Source organism: Thiovibrio sp. JS02 (assembly GCF_053485635.1).
In genome coordinates this window covers 2,263,349-2,281,741 of the sequence record NZ_CM130715.1, presented here as the reverse complement: position 1 = coordinate 2,281,741, position 18,393 = coordinate 2,263,349, and the positions used below count along the sequence as shown (strand labels likewise).

Below are 18,393 nucleotides of genomic sequence, written 5' to 3'. Positions count from 1 at the left end.
AAGCACCAGGGGAAGCCATGCAGACAGTTGCCGCGGATCTCTACCTGCCCAGGCAGGCGAGGATCGACGAGATCGTCAGGGAAAATTCTCAGATCAAGACCTTTGTCCTCTCCTTTGTCGATCAGGAGCGGAACCGCTCCTTCAGCTACCAGAGCGGGCAGTTCATGATGGTTTCGCTCCCCCACCTCGGCGAGGCTCCCATCTCCTTTTCCTCGACTCCGACCAGACCGGGCAGCATCCAGTTGAGCGTACGCCGGGCCGGCAGGCTGACCCGGGCCCTGCACGAAATGGAGGTTGGCGGCCGGGTCGGCCTGCGCGGCCCTTACGGCCGTCCCTTTCCCCTGGCGGAACTGGTGGGGCATGACCTGATCTTTGTCGCCGGCGGCATCGGCCTTGCCCCTCTGCGCTCCGTGGTGAATGCCTGTCTGGATGAACGGGAAAAATACGGGCGGCTCACGGTGCTTTACGGCAGCAGGACCCCTTCCGACCTCGCTTTTTCCGCCGATCTCGGCCTCTGGAGCCAGAGCCCTGGTTTTGATTGCCGTTTGACCGTGGATGCGACGGAGCCGGGCTGGGGCGGGGCCGTGGGGGTGGTGACCAATCTCCTTGCCGAAACCGATATCAGCCCTGAGAAGACCGTGGCCCTGGTTTGCGGCCCGCCCATGATGATCCGGGCGGTTCTTCGTCTTCTCAGCGAAAAGGGGTTGCCGGACGCGCAGATCATCACCACCATGGAACGTCACATGAAATGCGGGGTGGGCATCTGCCGCCATTGCCATCTGGAGGGTAAGCTGGTCTGCGTGGACGGGCCGGTCTTCACCCTGGCCGAGCTGAGGAGACTTTCGATCATGGAGCTTGCCGGCTGAGGCAGGCCCTGTTTCCCGTTTTGGAATTGCCGATGCCGCGGCAAAGCCTCGGACAACCGGTTTTGCGCTCTCCTTCGGCAACGCCTCCTGTAGAAAAAGGTTGCCGCGGCCGTCTTTTTTTTTTAACATCCACAGCTTTCAAGGCAAGGAAAAGCGCATTCGGCGTCTTCTTCCGCGGAATCCGTCGCTTTCCGTAAGGTCATTTCCCTAAAGAGCGTACCATGAGAATCCTATCCGGCATTCAGCCTTCCGGCCAGCTCCATATCGGCAACTACTTCGGCATGATGCGCGCCATGATCGAAAACATGGATAAAAGCGAACTCTATGCCTTTATCGTCGATCTGCACGCCCTCACCTCGGTGCAGGAGGGTGAGCGTCTGGCGCGCGGCACCCTGGAGGCTGCCACCGACTTTCTCGCCCTGGGTCTCGACCCGGAGCGGTGCACCTTCTGGGTGCAGTCCGACGTACCCGAGGTCACCGAGTTGAGCTGGATCCTCTCCACCCTCACCCCCATGGGGCTGCTGGAACGCTGCCACTCCTACAAGGACAAGGTGGCCAAGGGCATCGCTCCCAGCCACGGTCTTTTTGCCTACCCGGTGCTGATGGCCGCCGATATTCTGCTCTTCCAGGCGGAGAGGGTGCCGGTGGGCAAGGACCAGAAACAGCACCTGGAGGTGGCCCGCGACATCGCCATCAAGTTCAACAATACTTTTGGCGAGACCTTTGTCCTGCCGGAGCCGGCCATCGATGACAACCTGGCGACCATCCCCGGCCTGGACGGCCAGAAGATGTCCAAGTCCTACGGCAACACCATCCCGATTTTTTCCAGCCAGAAAGAGTTGAAGAAAAAGGTGATGGCCATTGTCACCGACTCCACCCCGGTGGAGGAACCCAAGAATCCGGACATCTGCAACCTCTACAATATTTACAAGCTGTTCGCTCCGGCCGACCGCCTGGCCGAAGTGCGCGGCCTCTATGTGAACGGCGGCGCCATGTATGGCAAGATCAAGCTTGAGCTGGTTGATATCCTCTGGGAGTATTTCCGCGAAGCGCGGGAACGGCGCGAGCTGCTGCTGGCCGATCCCGGCCAGGTGCGGGAGATTTTACGGCATGGGGCGGTCAAGGCCCGCGGCCAGGCGATCAAGACCCTGGATCTGGTCCGGGAGAAAGTGGGGCTCAAGTACTAGGCCCAGTCGAGGCCTGCGTCTTCGTCTTTCTGTATTTTCTTCGTTTTTTTCCCCTGGCTTCGGCAGGCAATGGGTTCTCCCGGATGGTTGCGCGGGTTTTTCCTTGCCTGTCCCGGAGGCCGCCGGCGCCTGTTTCCTTCCGGACTTTTCCCCAGATCGCGGAATTCCATGCACCATCGGGGCTGAGCGAACTGGCCATCCTTGCGGTGTTTTCGCTGTTTGCAGCCCCGTCTTTCTCTTCTTGACTCCGGAGAATCTTTTCTGTGAAATCAGAAAAGAGGAAAAGCCGCCGGGGAAGAGAACAGCTCTTTCCTTCCGGACGTTTCTCCGGGCAGGGAGTGGATATGAAGATACAGTTCCGATTGCTGCTGGCCTTTGCCGTAATTATCCTCATCATGCTGGTCGGGAATTTTTTTGCCATTTCCTTCAGCAAGCGGTCCTTGGGCGATTCGATAGGCCAGAGCCACGTGGTTCAGGCCCGACAGATCATGGAGAACATCGACCGGGAGATCTACTACCGGATCGAGGAGATAAGGGGCTATGGCAGAGATGTTCTCCTGCGGGAAGCCCTGGAACGCTCCAACCGGGAAATGGCGGAACTGGCAGACAGGGAAGCCCTGATACGGCAGCGGGAGCAGGAATGGCTTGCCGCGCCCAGGGGAACCGTGACGCCCTTCATGGTCAGCCTGACGGAGTCCCCCCTTGCCGAGGAACTGCGGGAAAAGAAGGCGTTTTACACCCAGGAATGGCTGAAGCACCCCGTTTATCCAGAGATGGTTGTCACCAACAGATACGGGGTCGTTGTCGCGACAACCGGCGGAACCTCCAACTATCTGCTGGCGGACAGGGAATGGTACCGGCAGGCGACCGGCGAGAAGGAATTCTGGCTGGGAAATCTGCGATACGACAAAGAGGCAAGGGTGTTTTTTTGCGACATCGTCGTGAAGCTCTTTGCTGAAGATCGGGAATTCGCCGGGTTCTTCAAGGCGGTCCTCAACCTGGAGACCATCCTGTCCATCCTGAGGCGGGATGCCGAACAGCATGCGGGGCAGTCCGGACAGGAGCAGTATGTCTTTGTGAAACTGCTGACAAGGGATGATCGCCTTATCTTTACCTGTGAACCCGGATATGAGACCAACCAGGATCTGTCCGGCCAGGATTTCCTGCGCCGCATCGGGCGGGAGAGCGAGGGGGGATATTTCGTCTCGGCGGGCGACAGAAAGGGAGAGGGTACGGAACTCTTCGCTTATGCCCGCTCCGTTGGATACCGTGATTATCCGGGCCAGGGCTGGCTGGTGATTTTTGAGCAGGATTTCGAGGAGGTATTTGCACCGGTCAGTTCCTTTGTTCGTCACATGTGGGCCATTGCCGTCGTGATGGTGTTGGTTGCCATCCTCTTCACCCATTATTTCTCCCGCTCATTTGCCGGCCTGGTGGCGAAACTGGGGGTGACCACCGAACAGCTCCGGCGGAAGATCCTCGAACAGGAGCAGACCGAAGAGTCGCTGCAGCGGGGGAGCAAGGAGCTGGACGCGCGGGTCAAGGAACTGAACTGCCTGTACGGCATCCTGAAACTCGTCGAAAAGGAAAATGACCACGTCGGGACGATACTCCAGGGCGCCGTGGACCTGATCCGCTCTTCCTGGCGGGATCCCGCCCTGGTCTGCGCGCGGATCAGGCTGGAAGACCAGACCTGGCGGACGGCCGATTTCAGGGAAACGCCCTGGCGGCTCTCCCGGGAGATAATGATTTCCGGCGCGGAAACCGGCGTCCTGGAGGTGTATTGGCTGGGGGAACATCCCGGGAGTGACGAGGATCCCTTTCTTAAGGAGGAACGGTATCTGATCAACGCCATTGCCGAGCAGCTCGGAAACGTTTGCGAGCGGATCAAGGCGACAAAGGAAAAACAGCAGATGCAGGCCTTTGTTTTTCAGCAGGAGAAGCTGGCGTCGGTGGGGCAGCTTGCCGCGGGGGTTGCCCATGAGATCAATAACCCCATCGGCTTCATCACGAGCAATCTCGGCAGTCTGAAGAAATATATCGCCAAACTCGTGGAGTATGTTGCCGCCGTCTCGGCGGATATGGAGCGGAGCGAGCTGCGGCAGCTGGAGAAGAAGTTGCGCCTCGACTTTGTTGTCAAGGATATCCGTGCCCTGGTCGATGAATCCATTGAGGGAACCGAGCGGGTCAGGGAGATCGTCCAGAACCTGAAAAGTTTTTCGCGGGTGGACGAGGTCAAATTCAAGGAAGCCGATATCAACGAGTGTCTTGAGAACACCATCAAGATCATCTGGAACGAGCTCAAGTACAAGGCAAAGGTTGTCAAGGCGTTGGGTGAGGTGCCGCCGATCAGATGCTACCCGCAGCAGCTCAATCAGGTTTTCATGAACCTGCTGGTCAATGCCGCGCAGGCCATAGAGAAGGAAGGCGTGATAACACTCAGGTCCTGGCGGGAGGGAGAGCACGTCTTTGTCTCTGTTTCGGATACCGGGCAGGGGATTCCGGCCGAAAACGTCAACAAGCTGTTCGAGCCCTTTTTCACCACCAAGGAGGCCGGGAAGGGAACCGGCCTGGGGCTCAGCATCGCCCATGAAATCATCAAAAAACACCATGGCCGGATCGAGGTGGCAAGCGAGGTCGGCAAAGGTTCCACCTTTACGGTGGCCCTCCCCATCGGCGGGAACGCCTGAGGCACCGGGGGGCTTCCGCAGGGCGCTTGCCCGACGGGGAATCCTTTTTCAGATCCGGAGTATTTTCCCGGCAGATCCTTTTTGATCCGCTCTGGTCCCGGGAGGGAGCCGGGCTGGTGCGTCCTCCCTTGTGCCAAGGCAATCAGGACGCCGGCAACCGCCCGCTCTCCGCTAATCGACGGTGAAGGCGGTGGGCTGTTCCCCGGAAAACCGGGTGCGGAGGCATGTCCGTGCCGTTGGCCCCACGGGTCGGCAGACCGAGGCACTCTCCTGCTGGGGAAATCCCCAACTTCCTCCGCGGCAGGTTGGTTTTTTCGCCGGTCAGGGCTTTTTTCCCATATCCCCGTCCGCGCCACTCAAGGACTCTTCTTCGCCTTATTCCTCGCAGCGATGCGGCCTGTCGGGCTGGGACCCTCTTTTTCGGCACGATGGCATGTATCTTGCTTTTCCTTGTGGGCAGAGGGAAACAATGCCAACAGCCCGTTGAAAAAATGGCTGTTGACGGCACAGGGAGGCGAGATGATGAGCACCAGGGAAGCAATCAGGATTCTGATCCAGAGCCCCATATATTTCAGGCTGGGGGTTGGCGAGCGGCTCGCTCTGGTTCAGGAATTTTGTGAACGATTCACGACGCTGCCGTAAAGCGGCCTTCGCTGCCTGGTTTCAGGCGGTTTTGCCATCGCGAAGGCCCTTCCTTCCCGCTTGGGGCGTATAGCAGATCCCCAGGCGTCACCCAAAGGCTTCCGTTCATATGGATCATGACGGGGCCTTTTCCGTTTGCCGAATCCGGCCTTCCTGCCGCTACATATCCAGTTCCGGCGGAACGGCGATTGCGTATTGGACGATCTTCCGGCGCAGGGTGTCTTTGGAAATGCCCAGTTCCCGGCAGGTCATCATCTTTTTCCAGTTGTTGCGCTTGAGCGAGCTGGCGATGGCGATCTTTTCGATTTCCGTCAAAGGCAACGGCTTCATGAATTCGAGACCGGTGGTCTCCTCCTTATCCTTGGGGGCAAAGGGCGCCGGCAGGTGTTCCGGCCTGATCAGGCCCCCCGGGCAAAGAATGAAAGCGTATTCAATGATGTTCTGCAGCTCCCGGACGTTGCCGGGATAGTCGTGATTCATGAGCTGGCGCAAGGCTTCCTCGGACACCCCGCCGATATCCCTGTTTTTTTCAATATCCAGCTTCTGCACGAAGTGGTCGGCCAGAACCGGTAAATCCTCCATGCGTTCGCGCAGGGGCGGCAGGGTGAGCTTGACCACGTTCAGGCGGTAAAAGAGATCATCCCGGAAGGAGCCTGCCTGGACGGAAACTTCCAGGTCGCGGTTGGTCGCGGCGATGATCCGCACATCCGCCTTCAGCGTCTGGCTTGAGCCCAGCGGTTCGTAGGATTTGTTTTCCAGAACCCGCAGCAGTTTGACCTGCATGGCCTGCGAAATATCGCCGATCTCATCGAGAAAGAGGGTTCCGCCGGCAGCCGCGGCAAAGCGGCCTTCCCGGTCTTTTTTGGCGTCGGTAAAGGCGCCGGCCTTGTGACCGAAGAGTTCCGCCTCAAGGAGGGTGTCGGGCAGCGCGCCGCAGTTCACCGCCACGAAGGGCCCCTGGCGCCGGTCGCTCATCTCGTGCAGGGCGCGGGCCACCAGTTCCTTGCCGGTCCCGGACTCGCCCAGGATCAACACGTTGCTGGCGCTTCGGGCGATCTGGGGCAGAATGTCGAAAATTTTCTGCATGGCCGGACTTTTGCTCATGATGTCGCCCAGGGAATTGCGGCGGGAGAGGCGTTGCTGCAGGTAGTTGATCATGCGCAGGTCGCGAAAGGTCTCGACGCCGCCGATCAGGTTGCCCTGGTTGTCGTACATGGGGGCGGCGCAGATGCTGACCGGAATCTGTTTCGCCTCGCTGTTCTGGATATGGATGCAGCGGTTGGTTTCCGGCTTGCCGGAGCACATGCTGTGGGCGATGGCGCAAGTCTCCCCGCAGATGCTGGCGTGGAAGATGTCGCTGCACGGTTTTCCCAGGGCCTCGGCCGCGGGCACCCCGGTGATTTTTTCCGCGGCCCGGTTGAAGGAGGTGATCCGCCAGCGGGTATCCACGGTGAAGACGCCATCGGCTATATTGTCCAGGATCAGGGAGCGGTCCATGGTGGCGTTGACATCCCGGAAAACTTGGACGCCGCCGGTGATCTTGCCTTGCGCGTCGCGCAAGGGCGCGGCGCTGATCGTGGTGGCGATGCGCTTGCCGCTGGCATGGGTGATGAAAACCGACTTGTTCTCCAGGGGCTTGGAGCTGGCGATGCTCTGGGCGAGAATGCAATCGTCGCCGCAGGAACTTGACTTGAATACCTCGCGACAGGGCTTGCCGATGGCGTCTTCCTTGCGCCAGCCGGTGAGGTTTTCCGCCGCCCGGTTGAAGGAGGTGATCCGCCACTTGTTGTCCACGCTGAAAACCCCGTCCACGATGCTGTCCAGGATAAATCTGAACGGCGTGAAGTCCTCGGAGGCGCCGAGCTTAAGGAGCGAACGGGAGATGGTGGAGACCGGAACGCACCAGTCGGTTTTGTATGCAAAAGCAAGACCGCAGAGGATCTTCTTGTCGTCGATGGGTTTGACCCAGCGGACCTCGGCCCGGACCAGATGGTCGCTCAGGGCAGGATCCTCCGGCCAGAGTTCGACAATCATCTTGGGCTTCAGCGGGATCGGCGGTTCCGTTTCCACCTGAACGCCCATGGGATGGACATCGCGGCTCACCGCCTGCCAGACCTTGTGGGAGGGGTTTTCGTGCAGACGGAACATGAGGCTGAGCGGGGCCCGGTGATGGGTGCGTCGTTCTTCCTGAAGGTTGCTTGCGCTTTTCATACGTCCTTCCCCCTTTTTTTAGTGCGTTTTCCCCCAAGCCCCCAAAAAGCAGCGCCGTTTTTCTGGAAAATCATCCTGGCGGGGAGCGCACCAGCGGTTCAGCGCCGGTGCCGGCAAGGCATTTTTTTTGGGCATACCTATCCGTTGTATGCAGAATGCAATAATCAGGCCAGCTTCCAGGGCAGGCTGAGGGGCAGGGAGGCGGAGAGCGGAAAGAGATCAGGCGGAATCGGGCGGATGTTTTTATTTTTTTGAAATTACATTGTTTTTTTGTTTCCGGATTGTCGGGCAAGGGGCGGCTCCGGTTTGCATCCGGTTGCCCGGCGGAATGGGGGCCGTTGTAGCGGGCGGCCGGGATGGGAATTACACCAAAAATCTGCTGGGGATTTCCCCAGATTTTCCCCGGCTGGGGGGCGAAGGTTGTTTGCGCTGGGTGTTACGCGGGGTCTTCAGCCAGCAGTTTGCCGGGAAGGATGGCATTGTCTCCGTAGCGGGCGCTGATGGCGTCAATGGCCCGGTAGAGCTCTTGGCATTTTTCTTTTTCCTCCGGATCCTGAAACAGGAAGAGCTGGGTTGTCCCTTTGTCCGCGAAACCGGAAAGGGAGATGCCCAGGAGGCGTATGGCGCGGCTGCCGACCTCGGTCCTGGCAAGAAGAGTGCGGCCGGTGGCATAGAGGGTGTGGTCGTCATCAATGGGAGCGGCCAGGGTGAAGGCCCGGGTGATCTGGGTGAAGTCGTGGTATTTGACCTTAAGGGTGACGGTCTTGCCGCGTACCCCGTGGCGGCGCGCTCTTCTGCCGACCTTGGTGCAGAGGGCCAGCAACTCCTGTTCGATCCGTTTCCGGTCGCGCAGATCGGTGGCAAAAGTTTCCTCGTTGCCGATGGACTTGGCTTCGCGCTCCGGCTCCACTGGGCGGCTGTCGATGCCCCGGGCCGAGTCGAGGAGGAAAAGGCCTGCTTTGCCGAACCTGCCCGTCAGGACCCTGGGCGGCAGTTTGTGAAGATCGCCGATGGTCTTGACCCCAAGCAGGGAAAGGATTTCCCGGGTGACCCGCCCCACGCCCCAGAGGCGGCCGATGGGCAGGGGGGCCAGAAATTCTTTTTCCGCGCCGGCGGGAACAATGGTCAGTCCGTCGGGTTTGTTGAGATCGGAGGCGATCTTGGCCACCAGCTTCGAGGAGGCAACCCCGGCCGAGACGGTGAGGCCGGTGCGTTCGCGGACCAGTCGCTTGATCTCCCTGGCAATCTCCTCGGCCGGCCCCATGAGGGCGCGGCTTGCGGTGACGTCTAGAAAGGCCTCGTCCAGGGAGAGCGGTTCCACCAGAGGGGTAAAGCGGGCAAAGATTGCCATGATCCGTTGGGAAATTTCCTGATACCGCTCCATGCGCACCGGCAGAAAAACGGCGTGGGGGCAGAGTTTTTTTGCCATGGCGATGGGCAGGGCAGAGTGGATGCCGTACCCGCGGGCTTCGTAGGAGGCGGCCGAGACCACGCCCCGGTCGGAACAGCCGCCCACCACCACGGGTTTGCCGAGAAGCTCGGGATTGTCGAGTGTTTCCACCGAGGCATAGAATGCATCCATGTCGAGGTGGATGATGCGGCGGGAGGGATGGGCGGCCATGTCGCTCTTTGTGCTCACCGGGGGAAGGGGGAGATTTTTTTCTTATGATATCCTCTTCTTCAACCGATGCAAGGAAACATTGCTGAACGCCCGGAAGGGGCGCGACCGCAAGGGCCTTGGCGGGAATCGACCGGCGCCGTTATGCCCGCCGAAAACGTGGCCTCCTGCCGCGCCAACCAGTGACCGGGACGCGAAAGAGAATCAGGCGGCCTTTGGCGGGTTGTTGGTCCGGAATCAAGTCGTCATAATCTTGACGATATGCCGGTTTTTCCAGGCCAAGGGCAGGGGAAGAGGGTAGAATTTTCCTCCCAACCGGGGGAGGGGAGGGGGCCGGGGGCGGAAGGGGTATTTTTTTGGATAATAATTTTTATACTGTTATTATAAATATTTACATGATTCTTGTCGCGGTATCTGTCGGTGCGGTCAGCCCTGTTTGCAAGGCTGTTCCCCGTACTTGGCACGAAACTGGCAAAAGTACAGGGCAAACAACTTTTTCAGCAAAGGAGCTGTTGCAATGAACGCCGCGATTTCTCTTCCCGACAGAGAAGAAACCCAGAATATCAGTCTCGATCATCTGCTGGTGGAACTGAACAGGTACCGCCAGCAGTCAGAGTGGCTCCGGCAGGTGAATGCGCTCCATGCCCGTCTGGCGAGCGCCACCGACCTGCGGGGCATGATCGAGGCCTTTTCCGTCTGGTTGATGCCCCAGGTGGAGCATGACCTCATTGCCTACCGCAGCATCGAGCAGGATCGTTTGCACATCGTCTGTTCCGGCCATGGGCCGGACCGGCGGCTGGCCATGCAGGCCGCCCAGGAGGTTTTTGAGAAAATAGACTGTCAAAGGGATGACGCCTGTTGCGAGTGGGGACCCTATTATGTCCAGCAGTGGACCATGACCTTTGCCACCGGTCAGGGCTGCCTGATGCTGTTGCGGCGCAGCAGTTGCATCGAGGAAGGCGAGGGACAGATCCTGCGCAATGTTCTTGAGATTCTCGGCGAATCCCTGCAGCGGGCCATGGACTATGAAGATCTTTTCGAGCAGGCCCGGCGCGACATGCTCACCGGCCTTGACAATCGGCGGGTTTTTGAGGAACGGATCGGCCCTCTTCTGGAAACGGCCCGGCGCCACAATCACCCCATCACCGTGGCCAGCATGGATTTGGACCGTTTCAAGCAGATCAACGATACCCTGGGCCACGCCGCGGGCGATCACGCCCTGCGGATGGTTGCCAATACCATGGTCAAGATGGTGCGAAACAGCGATCTGCTGGTGCGCATGGGGGGCGACGAGTTTGTCCTGGTTCTGCCCGATACCGGCCTGGACGCGGCCAGGATTCTTGCGGAGCGCCTTTGCAGGGCCATTGATAATCTCGCCCTCAATGCCGGCGACGGCAGCAGGCTCGGGATCAGCGTCGGTCTGGTCCAGTGGCGGCCGGAGTTTGGCAGGGAGGAGTGGTTGCAGCGGGCCGACGAGGTACTCTATCAGGCGAAGCGGACCGGCCGCTGCAAGGTGTGCGTCGAGGAGCGTTGAAACGCCGCGGTTGCGACTTGAAAAAAATCAGGCCTTCTCCGAGGGAAGCAGAGGAAAAATCTGCTACAATCGGATATGGCCTTTTTTTTTGACGTTTTACCGCATGGGGAGGAGGGAGCATGGCTGACTATCGGATCAAGGTGCTCAACAGGATTGCTCCCGAAGGTCTGGCCCTTTTCTCGGAGCGCTTTCAGGTAAGCGCCGAAGAACCGGATCCGCACGGCATTCTGGTGCGCAGCGCCCAGGTGGACACCGCGGCCTACCCTTCCCTGCTGGCCGTGGCCAGGGCCGGCGCCGGCGTCAACAATATCACGGTGGCCAAGGCGACCGGCCAGGGCGTCTGCGTTTTCAATACGCCTGGCGCCAATGCCAATGCGGTGGCCGAACTGGTCTTCGTCATGCTGGGGATCCAGGCCCGCAATATCCATCACAGCCTCGCCTTCTCGCAGGAGCTGGCCGGCCTTGCCGACAAGGAGATCGCCGCCCGCATGGAGGAACGGAAGGCCGCCTTCAAGGGTTTTGAGCTGGCCGGGAAAACCCTGGGGGTTCTGGGGCTCGGCAAAATCGGCATCCGGGTGGCCAACGGCGGCATCACGCGGCAGATGCGGGTCATCGGCTTCGATCCCTTCCCGGCCCTGGAGAATATCCACAATCTCTCCCCGGAGGTTTCGCTGTCCCGCTCCCTCGCCGAAATGGTGGCAAAAAGCGAGATCCTCACCGTGCATACCCCACTTTCCGAGAAAACCCGCGGTCTGGTGAACAGTGAGCTCATCGGCCGACTGCCGGCAGGAGCTATCCTGGTCAATTACGCCCGGGGTCCCATCGTCGACGAGCAGGCAGTGCTGGCCGCTCTGGCCGGCGGGCGGCTGGCCGCCTACATCACCGATTTTCCCTCCGCCGCCACCCTGGGGCATCCGCGGATCATCGCCACCCCGCACCTGGGGGCGAGCACCGAAGAGTCGGAAGAGCAATGCGCCTGCATGGCGGCCAGGGAATTGCGGGGCTATCTGGAGTATGGCACCATCACCCACAGCGTCAATTTTCCCACCGCCGAATCAGTACCCGCCGCAAATGTGCACAGCCGTTTCATCATGGTCAACCGGGACGTTCCCGATATGATCGGCTTCGCCTCCCACGCCATCGGTGGCAGCGGCATCAATATCGCCAGCTATCTCAACGAATCAAACGGCACCATCGGCTACAACATCATCGACCTGGAATCCCCCATTCCCCCGGAACTGGTGGCCTCGATCGAAGCGCACCCCGGGGTCATCCGGACCAGGGTGATTCCCTTCCGGCCATAGGAGGGTGGTGGGGAATTATCTTTTCACCATCCCGATAGTTGTCGCGGCCGGGAACTTTTCACGCTACCCTGCGGTCTCAGGGAAGTAACCTCTGCTGACGGCAACATCCTATGGCATCTTGGCAACAGGCATATCCACGCTTTCGGCGTATCCTCCTCGTTCTGGCGACGGTCTGCCTGCTTGCGCTCCTCAGTGGCCGGGCCATCCTGTTTTCCGTCGTCAGGAACAGCCTGACCGATTATCTGGCCAGGGAGCACCACCTTGCCCTGAGCGGGATGGAGCTGGGTGGCAGTCTGGTGGCAGACCTGCACCTGGCCAAGGTCCGGCTTGCCCGCACCGAGGCAACCACCCCCCTGAGGGAACTCAGCCTCGATTCCCTGCGCCTTGAATATTCCCTCCTTGACCTGTTTCGGGGTCGGGATGCCTTTCTGGCCGGCAGCCGGATCACCCTGCGGGGGGCAACCGCGGTTGTCGACCTTGCCGGAGAGTCCGGGGCGGATTCCATCGTGGCCCTGCCGCCCTTATTTCTCCCGCCCGTGCTGCCCCGGTTCACGGCCAGCGATTTGTCCCTGACTCTTGTCCGTGGACGCTACCAGGCCGGCTTCGGGCAGTGCGCCGTGTCCATCGGCTCTGCTCTGCCCGGACAGGGGCAGCCTCTGGTTCTTGAAAGCCGGGCGATGATTTTCTCGGTAAACGACGAAAAAGGCCCCAGCCATGCCGGACGGCTGGAAGCCCGCTACCGGCCGCAATCCTTGCGCCTGCAGGCAATAAGGCTGGATGGGGAAGCGCTTGCCGCCAGCGGCGAGATTATTTTCCCGCGCCAGGGGACACCGGCAAGCGTTACCCTGACCCTGGGCGCCTGGGGCGGCGAACTTGCCGTGCAAGGTCGTTTCGCTTCGGAGCGGAACGACCTTGCTCTCCGACTGAGCAGGCTTGATCTGGCGAGATTCGCTTCCTCCGTTCTTCCTGCGGCCCGGCAGTTGCGCGGCAAACTCTCCGTGGATTTTACCGCCGGGCAGGACGCGGACGGTCCGTCCTCCTCCTTTTCCTCCGCCGGGCAGGGTACCTGGCAAGGCCGGGAGTTTGCCGTGAAGTTCAGCGGCACGGCCACGGCAAACGAGTTTGTGCTTTCGCATTTTGCCGGAGTGCTCGGAAAAAACAGGCTGACCCTCGACGGGGCGCGGTTCCCCACCGCCGCCTTTGCCGACGGGGAGAAGCAGCTGCCCCGTACTCTCAGAGTGGCGGATTTTTCCCTGAGCCTTGCCGATCTTCCCGCCCTCTGGCAGCTGGCCGGCAGGGATCCTGCTCAGTTGCGGGCATTGCCTGCCGGGCATAGCCTCTCGCTTGCCGGCAGCATCGGCGAGGGGCGGCTGGTGATCAGCAGGGGGGCCTTTCTGAGTCGGAAAAACACTCTTACCCTGCTTCGGGCCAGCCTGGATCTCCCGGTGCAGGGTCAGTCGGTTTATGGGATGCCCATTGCCGGCACGGTGACCTTTGCCCTGCGGGATCTTCGGGAGATTGCCGTCCTGCTCGGGGAAGAAGCGCTGGCCGGAAGCCTGCGGGGCTCCATCTCCCTCAGCGGCACACTCCGGGAGCCGGTGGGCAGCATCAAGGCCCGGGGCCAAGAACTTCTGATCCTGGGCATGCCTTTGGCCATGGCGGAGCTCGAAGCCCGGGCGGACAGAAAGCAGATTGCAATCCTCACCCTCTCGGCCCGAAACGGCGAGGATCTTCTTGCCGGCGGCGGGGTGTATTCTCCCCAGACACGGAGATTCACGGCCCTGCGCGGGGAACTGCGGGTCGGGGAGCTTGCCCGCTATCAGGCGATTGAAAAGGCCCTTGGTTTTGCGGTAAAAGGCTTTCTGCATGCCGAGGTGAGCAGCGCTCGGGCGGGCGAACAGCAGGGCAACCTCATCCTGCGGCATGCGGAAATTAACGGTCTTGCCGTTTCGAGGGCGGAATTCGAACTGGTCACGGACCGGCAGGAACTGCGTTTCGAGAAGGCGTTCATCGACACCCCCCACGGTAGCCTGCGCCTGATCGGCAATGCCGAGGCGGATTGGCCGGCGCAGAGGCTCCGCGCCCGGGTCCGGCAACTGATTCTCACCCGGGGCGATGCCACCTTCCGGGTCCAAAGGGAGTGGTCGTTCAGGGTCTCCTGGGGCGAGCGGAAAAGCGTGGAGATTGCTGATCTCCTTCTCCATGGCGAGGCCGGCGCCATCGTTGTTGCCGGCCGTCTGGGTGAATCGCCCGCGGATACCCTCACCGTCGAGGTCAGAAATCTGGCCGGCGGCCAGTGGTTCGCCACCACCCTTGGTCCCGGCTATTCTCTCAAGGGGTTGGACCTGACCATGGTTTTCCGGGGAGAGCCTGGCGCCGCCAGGGCCTCTGTTCAGGCAACGGTGGCAGCCCTTGCCTGTCCTCAACTGAACGAGCCCTTGCGGGGAGAATTGCGTCTCACCTATGGCCCGGGCGGCTTCCGCATCGAGCGCCTGGCTCTGCGCGGCGCCCATGGCCATGATCTGAGCCTCACCGGCAAGATTCCCTATGAGCCGTTTTCGGAAAATGGCTTTTTGCCGGGCCCGCTCTCGGTCAAAGGGCAGATCCGGTTGCCTGACCTGCGCGGAATGGCTGGGGAGCTGCCCCGCCAGCAGACGGTGACCGGCGAGCTTTTTGCCGATCTTGATTTGTCCGGCTCCTGGCAGGAGCCCGTGGGCCGGGTACATCTCAGGGCCAAAGAGCTTACCGTGCCGCAATTGCGGGGGCTGCTCCCCCCCGAGCCGTTCGACCTTGACGGCGCCCTTGTTCTGCGGGGAACAAGGTTGACCCTTGCCCGCGCTGAATTCCATTCCGCCTCCTGCCGGGGGGAGCTCTCCGGCGAATGGCGGCAGTTGCCCGCTCTTGCGGAGTTTTTCCGCCTGCCGCCGGCGGAGTTGCCCGGCACTCTTGCCTTGCAGGGCGCCCTCGACCTGGCGGACATCGGCTGGCTCGTGGCGGACAGCAAGACGCTCCGGAGGTTGAGCGGGCGGGTGTCCTCCGCCTTTTCCCTCGGCGGCAAGGCCGCGGCCCCCATATTTTCCGGCGCTTTTACCCTCAGCGAGGGCGGCCTTCGTTTTGCCGATCCGTCCTTCCCTGCCCTGGACGGGATCGTTGCCAAGGCGGATTTCGTGGACGACAGCATCCGGGTGCAGAGCATGGAAGGGCTGCTGGGCGGCGCGCCCTTCAGCCTGGCAGGCACCATTGTTCTGGCCGGGGAGGAGAGCCGTTTCGATTGCCGGGGCAAGGGGAAAAACCTTCTTGTTTTCCGGGATGCGGATTTGAAGATCCGTGGCGACGCCGACCTGCATCTCACCGGGCCGTTGAGCAGGATGACCCTTGCCGGCAGGTTGGTCGTCACGGATGGCCGTTATGCGAAGAATATCGATTTTCTCAGCCTTTTCAAGGGGACGGCCAGATCACGCGGCGGCACCGGCCTGCAGGCCTTTTCCTTGCCCGATCCGCCTTTCCGGGACATGCAGCTGGCCATCGAGGTCAGTGCCGACCAACCCTTTTTGGTCAGGAACAATCTGGCCAGGGGGGCGGTCCGGCCGGCCTTTCTCCTCACCGGCACCGGGGAGGTACCGGTGCTGGTCGGCCGGCTCTTTGTCGAGCCGACCCGCATCACCCTGCCTGCCGGCCGCCTCACCATCGAATCCGGGGTGATCACCTTTCCGGAAAACGATCCGGACCGACCCATCTTCGATCTTGCGGCAAAATCGAGGCTGGCCGGCTATGATATCACCATGCAGCTGCAGGGAACGGCCGAGGAGCCGGTGATCAGCCTCTCCTCGCAACCGCCCCTCTCCGATGAAGATCTCCTCATGCTGGTGCTCACCGGCCGGCTGCCGCTCGCCAGCGGCCGCAAGAGCATGGCCGGGATGAATGTGGCCGTCTATCTGGGCAAGGGGTTGCTGGCCAACTGGTTCGGCAACGGGGAAACCGACGAGTCGGTGCTGGACCGTTTTGATCTGGAAGTCGGCCGTCAGATCACGAGCAGCGGCGAAGACACGCTGGAGGCGCAGTTCCGGGTGGTGGAAGGGCTGCTTCTTCCCGGCGACCGGATTTTTATCACCAGCGAACGGGATGTGTATGACAACTACAACGTGGGGGTGAAGATTGTCTTCCGTTTCAAATAAGAGGTGGCTTGCGGCGGGAAAATCTCCGCGCCGGCTGCCTGTCGTGCTGTGCTGGCTGCTCCTGTTCCTGGCGGGACTGGCGGCAGGGCCGGGGAGGGCCGTGGCACTGCCGGCGGAGGGAGAGGCAGGCAGGGAGTATCGCCTGCGCTTCTCCGGCAATCAGACGCTTTCGGAAGATCGGCTGCGGCAGGCGGCCGCCGAGGAGCTTGCGGGCCTGACCCATACCGACTATGCGGCCGCCATGGCGGATGACGCCGCCTTTCAGATGGAATTGGCCTATAAACGGGAAGGCTATGCCTTTGCCACGGTTTCTTATCGGTTCCTGCCCGCCGCGGAGGACGCGGACCTGGAATTTGCGGTGAGCGAGGGGCCGCAGGTGGTTGTGGCGGACGTCAGGCTTGCCGGCAACACCGCCTTTGGCAACGACGAACTGCTTGCCTTTTTCGAAGGGGGAAAGAGCGGCTTTCTCGGTCTGGGCAAGCTGCTCTTCGTGGAGACGGAAATCCGGGACGCCCTGGTCGCCATCCGCGATCTTTACCTGAGCGAGGGTTACCCCCAGGCCCTGGTCGGCGAACCGGTTTTCAGCTTCTCGGCGGACAGCAGCAGGGTCACGGTGCAGTGCACCATCCATGAAGGAATCCGCCGCACCATTGCCGCGGTGACGTTTCGCGGGGAGCCCGGTCCGGAGGCCATGGGACTGCTTGAAGATATTCCCGAAGAACTGATCGGCAAGCCCTATGTGCCCCGGCGCAAGCTGCTGCTGAGGAGCCGGGTGCGGGAAATTTACGGCAATCTCGGCTTTCCCGCCGCGGAGGTCAGGGTCGAGGAAAAGACCGGACTCAATTTCTCCGAGGTGGAACTTGAGGTCACCATCGCCAGCGGACCGCGGGTGACCATCGCCGCCATCGAGATCCGCGGTAACGAACGGACCTCGGAAGCCTTCATCCGTGACCGCCTCACCTTGCACCCCGGCGACCTCTACAGCGCGGAGGGAAAGCAGGCCAGCTTCAGGCGACTTTACCAGACCGGCCTTTTTTCCAGGGTGGCCATAGAGTTGGGCGAGGGAGAGAGCGATACCGGGCGGGTGCTTGCCGTTACGGTGCAGGAGGCCATGGCCCGTGAGCTCTTTTTCCAGGGCGGCTGGGGCTCCTATGAGTTGCTTCGCGGCGGGGCCGGCTACCAGAACAACAATCTCTTCGGCAGCGGCCGGATTTTTCGCCTGGAGGCGGGCGGCTCGGTGAAAAGCGCTTCCCTGCAGGCCAATGTCACCGACCCGTGGCTTCTCGGCAGCGACATCACCGCCGATTTTCCCGTCTATTTCCGGCGGCGGGAAGAGCCTTCCTTCACCCGGGAGGAAATGGGCGCCTCCCTCCTTTTTTCCAGGGATTTTTTCCGGAATGTGGCCGTGACCCTGGGCTATCTCTACCGGGAGAGCAACATCGTCGACATCGCTTCCGAATCGGTCACCGAGGTGCCTGAGAGCGATTATACCACGGCCAGCGCCAAGCTCCAGGCCACCACCGACAACCGCGACGATATCCTCTTTCCTTCCCGCGGGCACAAGGCCTTTGCCGCCGCGGAAATCGCCGACCCATCCCTGGGCAGCGGCATCTCCTTTTACCGCTTCAACCTGGGCCTGAGGAAGTTTCTGCCGCTCTCGGCAAGAAACACCCTGGGTCTGCGTTTTGACAGCGGCCTCATCCTGCCCGGCCGCAGTCAGCTCACCATCCCCATCGGCGAGCGGTTCTTCAACGGCGGCGAGAATACGGTACGCAGCTTCAAGGAGGCGCAACTGGGGCCCAAGGATGCGGCAGGTGAACCCCTGGGCGGCGATGCCTTCAATGTTTTCGCTCTTGAACTGCGCCGGCGGCTCACCGACCGCCTGGCCGCCTCGGTGTTTCTCGACTACGGCAACGTTTCCCCGAACCGGACCCGGGATGAGTTGGGCGAGTCGCCCTTCAACGACCGTTCGGAGGTCATCGACGCGACATTTAGCGGTTACTTCAAGGGGTTCCGGCCAGGGCTGGGCTGCGGTCTGTTCTATCTCCTGCCCGTGGGGCCAGCCCGCCTCGATTTCGCCTGGAATCCGGACCGGGACAAGGATCGGGGCGAGGAGGAGTACGTCATCCATTTCAGCATCGGAACCGCCTTCTGATACCCTTTTGC

At 61.2% G+C, this 18,393-nt stretch carries 10 protein-coding genes; 8 read left to right on the top strand and 2 right to left on the bottom strand.

Annotated features, from left to right (window positions below; translation table 11 throughout):
- Window positions 1-17: 17 nt before the first annotated feature.
- From ACUUL3_RS10430 to ACUUL3_RS10415, 4 genes are all read left to right on the top strand, one after another.
- Window positions 18-866 carry an FAD/NAD(P)-binding protein gene (locus ACUUL3_RS10430; RefSeq protein WP_448551104.1) on the top strand — a complete coding sequence of 283 codons (849 nt, stop codon included), beginning with the start codon at window positions 18-20 and terminating at the stop codon, window positions 864-866.
- A gap of 221 nt (window positions 867-1,087) precedes the next feature.
- Complete coding sequence (gene trpS, locus ACUUL3_RS10425) at window positions 1,088-2,053, top strand: tryptophan--tRNA ligase (protein ID WP_448551102.1); 966 nt, start codon at window positions 1,088-1,090, stop codon at window positions 2,051-2,053.
- Between the two features lie 344 nt (window positions 2,054-2,397).
- The gene (locus ACUUL3_RS10420) at window positions 2,398-4,743 is read left to right on the top strand and encodes a sensor histidine kinase (RefSeq protein WP_448551101.1); all 2,346 of its coding nucleotides are present in this window, start codon (window positions 2,398-2,400) and stop codon (window positions 4,741-4,743) included.
- Window positions 4,744-5,262: 519 nt separating this feature from the next.
- Entirely contained in the window at window positions 5,263-5,385 is a 123-nt protein-coding gene (locus ACUUL3_RS10415; RefSeq protein ID WP_448551099.1) for a hypothetical protein, read from the top strand.
- Window positions 5,386-5,544: 159 nt separating this feature from the next.
- On the opposite strand, the gene ACUUL3_RS10410 is transcribed toward ACUUL3_RS10415, so the two are convergent.
- Complete coding sequence (locus tag ACUUL3_RS10410) at window positions 5,545-7,596, bottom strand: sigma 54-interacting transcriptional regulator (protein ID WP_448551097.1); 2,052 nt, start codon at window positions 7,594-7,596, stop codon at window positions 5,545-5,547.
- Window positions 7,597-8,032: 436 nt separating this feature from the next.
- Entirely contained in the window at window positions 8,033-9,217 is a 1,185-nt protein-coding gene (gene dinB, locus ACUUL3_RS10405; protein ID WP_448551095.1) for a DNA polymerase IV, read from the bottom strand.
- A gap of 514 nt (window positions 9,218-9,731) precedes the next feature.
- On the opposite strand from dinB, the gene ACUUL3_RS10400 reads away from it, so the two are divergent.
- The 4 genes from ACUUL3_RS10400 (at window position 9,732) to bamA (ending at window position 18,382) form a co-directional block, all read left to right on the top strand.
- Window positions 9,732-10,748, top strand: coding sequence for a diguanylate cyclase (locus ACUUL3_RS10400; RefSeq protein WP_448551094.1), 1,017 nt, complete (start codon window positions 9,732-9,734; stop codon window positions 10,746-10,748).
- 119 nt (window positions 10,749-10,867) lie between these two features.
- Window positions 10,868-12,052, top strand: coding sequence for a phosphoglycerate dehydrogenase (locus ACUUL3_RS10395; protein WP_448551092.1), 1,185 nt, complete (start codon window positions 10,868-10,870; stop codon window positions 12,050-12,052).
- Window positions 12,053-12,162: 110 nt separating this feature from the next.
- Window positions 12,163-16,227 (top strand): translocation/assembly module TamB domain-containing protein, encoded by a 4,065-nt coding sequence (locus ACUUL3_RS10390; RefSeq protein ID WP_448551090.1) that lies wholly within the window; start codon window positions 12,163-12,165, stop codon window positions 16,225-16,227.
- 100 nt (window positions 16,228-16,327) lie between these two features.
- Window positions 16,328-18,382, top strand: coding sequence for an outer membrane protein assembly factor BamA (gene bamA / locus ACUUL3_RS10385; RefSeq protein WP_448551088.1), 2,055 nt, complete (start codon window positions 16,328-16,330; stop codon window positions 18,380-18,382).
- Window positions 18,383-18,393: the final 11 nt, after the last annotated feature.